This window comes from Amycolatopsis thailandensis, from assembly GCF_002234405.1.
Lineage (GTDB): Bacteria > Actinomycetota > Actinomycetes > Mycobacteriales > Pseudonocardiaceae > Amycolatopsis > Amycolatopsis thailandensis.
This window is the reverse complement of record NZ_NMQT01000263.1, coordinates 1-2,507: the sequence shown is the minus strand read 5'-3', so window position 1 is coordinate 2,507 and position 2,507 is coordinate 1. Positions and strand designations below refer to the sequence as shown.

At 71.1% G+C, this 2,507-nt stretch carries 3 protein-coding genes and 1 other RNA gene; 2 read left to right on the top strand and 2 right to left on the bottom strand.

Features of this window, described 5'->3' with window-relative positions; genetic code table 11:
• A partial coding sequence (locus tag CFP71_RS42170; protein WP_093939436.1) for a pyridoxal-phosphate dependent enzyme occupies nt 1-635 on the bottom strand: 635 nt, incomplete at its 3' end.
• A 45-nt stretch (nt 636-680) separates the two neighbouring features.
• Between CFP71_RS42170 and ffs the strand changes: the two genes are divergently transcribed.
• Nucleotides 681-777, top strand: an RNA gene (ffs, locus tag CFP71_RS42165) — signal recognition particle sRNA small type.
• Nucleotides 778-862: 85 nt separating this feature from the next.
• Here ffs and CFP71_RS42160 read toward each other — a convergent pair.
• A complete protein-coding gene (locus CFP71_RS42160; protein ID WP_093939435.1) occupies nt 863-1,696 on the bottom strand; it encodes a spermidine synthase in 834 nt (277 codons plus the stop codon).
• Nucleotides 1,697-1,726: 30 nt separating this feature from the next.
• Between CFP71_RS42160 and dnaX the strand changes: the two genes are divergently transcribed.
• On the top strand, nt 1,727-2,507 hold a 781-nt coding region (gene dnaX, locus CFP71_RS42155), incomplete at its 3' end, for a DNA polymerase III subunit gamma/tau (protein WP_093939437.1).

The following is a 2,507-nucleotide window of genomic DNA, read 5'->3' as shown; positions in this document are numbered from 1 at the left end:
ATCTCCACGTCCACCGGCTCGCCCGCCGCCAGCGCCGCGCCGAGCGCGCGGCACCGCTCCGGCTCGACGGCGAACGTCGGCAACCCGGCCAGCGACGTCCCCGCGACCAGCCCGCCACCGCCGACCGCGACCAGGAACGCGTCGACGTCCGGCGCGTCCTGGATCACCTCGGCCGCGACAGTGCCCTGACCTGCGACGACGGTTGGATCGTCGTACGCGTGCAGGTACCGCGTACCCGGCTCGGAAGCGGCTTCGAGCGCCTTCGCGGCCGCCTCGGCGTACGTCGCGCCGTGACGGACGAGCTTCGCGCCCGCGGCCTCGATCCGGTCCGTCTTCGCCTGCGGAGCCGACTCCGGCACGTACACCGTCGCAGGCAGGTTCAGCAGCGAAGCCGCCGTCGCCACGCCCAGCCCGTGGTTGCCGCCGGACGCCGTCAGCACCCGCTCCGGCAACGGCCCGCTCACCAGCGCGTTCACCGCGCCCCGCAGTTTGAACGACCCGCTCCGCTGGAGATGCTCCAGCTTGAGGACCAGCGGCCGCCCGTCGACCTCGGCGCGCAGCACGGGCGTGCGCCGCACGAACGGGTGGACCGCTTCGGCGGCTTTGAGGACATCTTCCCAGGTCGGAGTGCTCATACCCCCCACTGTCCTCCATGCCTGGACGGGAGTGACTACACTGGTCCTCGGATCCCGCGCGGCGTCCATCTTGTGAACCTCCCCAGGGCCGGAAGGCAGCAAGGATAAGCAAGCTCTGACGGGTGCGCGGGATCCGCCTTATTTTGCGGGGTCCAACCCCGCACCCGGCCGGTGGGCTTCGCCCCCGGACCCCCGCGGTCGGTCGCTTGGGTGGTCGGGGTGCGGTTCTAGAAGATCCCGAAGACGTCCTTCGGTGGGACCGGCGACGGCAGAGCCTCCGCGTCCGTGATGGCCTTCGCCTTGCCCTGGAGCTGCCGCAGGTCTTCTCCCGCGACGCAGCGAGCCGGGTACACCGAGGAAGCGGCCCGGCGGGTCAGGTCCGTGATCGGGAGTTCGGCCCGGGAAGCGGCGACCACGATGTTCCCGAACCGGCGGCCCCGGAGCACGCCTGGCTCGGCCAGTAGGGCCACCTGCGGGAACGACGTCGTCAGCGTCGCCAGAAATCGGCGAAGGAACGGCAGGTTCGGGCCGTCCGAGATGTTGGCGACGTAGGTACCGGCCGGGCGCAGGACGCGCGCGACCTCGTCCGTGAACTCCACGGTCGCGAGCCCGCCGGCCAGGACACCGCGCTCGAAAGCGTCCACGATGACCAGGTCGGCCGAAGCGTCGTACCTGGCGGAGACGCCTTCGCGGCCGTCGCCGACACGCACCTTCAGCCCTTTCAGGCCCAGCTGCTCGCGGACGAGCGCGACGAGTTCGGCGTCGGCGTCGAACACCAGCTGCCGCGAGCGTGGCCGCGCGGCGGCGATGTAGCGGGGGAGCGTGCAGGCCGCTCCGCCGACGTGCAGCACGTCGAGTGGGCCCTCGCCGAGGCAGTCGACGACGTCGGCGATCCGGCGGATGTAGTCGAACTCGAGGTCGGTGGGATCGTCGAGGTTGACGTGTGACTGGGCGACGCCGTCGACAGAGATCATCCAGGCGTTGGGGCGGTCGGGGTCACGGAGCAGTTCGGCGGTGCCGAAGCGGACCGGATACCTGCCTGGGGTCGGTGCCGGTCTCACCTGTCGGGCCCTCCCGGTAGTCTCGCGGCCGTGGCATTAGCGCTGTACCGAAAGTACCGTCCGGCTACCTTCGCCGAGGTCGTCGGGCAGGAGCATGTGACCGATCCGCTGCGCACCGCGCTGGCAGCCGGGCGCATCAACCACGCCTACCTCTTCTCCGGCCCGCGCGGCTGTGGCAAGACGTCGAGCGCGCGCATCATGGCGCGTTCGCTGAACTGCGCGAAGGGCCCGACGCCGGATCCGTGCGGCGAGTGCAACTCGTGCCGCAACCTCGCGCCCGAAGGCCCCGGCAGCGTCGACGTCACCGAACTCGACGCCGCCAGCCACGGTGGTGTCGACGACGCCCGCGAGCTGCGGGACAGGGCCTTCTACGCCCCGGCGGACTCGCGCTACCGCGTCTTCATCATCGACGAGGCGCACATGGTCACCACGCAGGGCTTCAACGCCCTGCTGAAGATCGTGGAGGAGCCGCCGGAGCACCTGATCTTCATCTTCGCGACCACCGAACCGGACAAGGTGCTGCCCACCATCCGGTCGCGGACGCACCACTACCCCTTCCGGCTGATCCCGCCGAGCTCCATGCGCGAGCTGCTCGAACGCAACGTCGCCGACGAAGGCGCGAAGGTCGAGCCCGCCGTATACCCACTGGTCATCCGCGCGGGCGGTGGTTCGGCGCGGGACACGCAGTCGGTGCTGGACCAGCTGCTGGCCGGAGCCGGGCCGGACGGCGTCGACTACTCGCGCGCGGTGTCGCTGCTGGGCGTCACCGACGTCGCGCTCATCGACGGCATGGTCGACGCGCTGGCCGCGG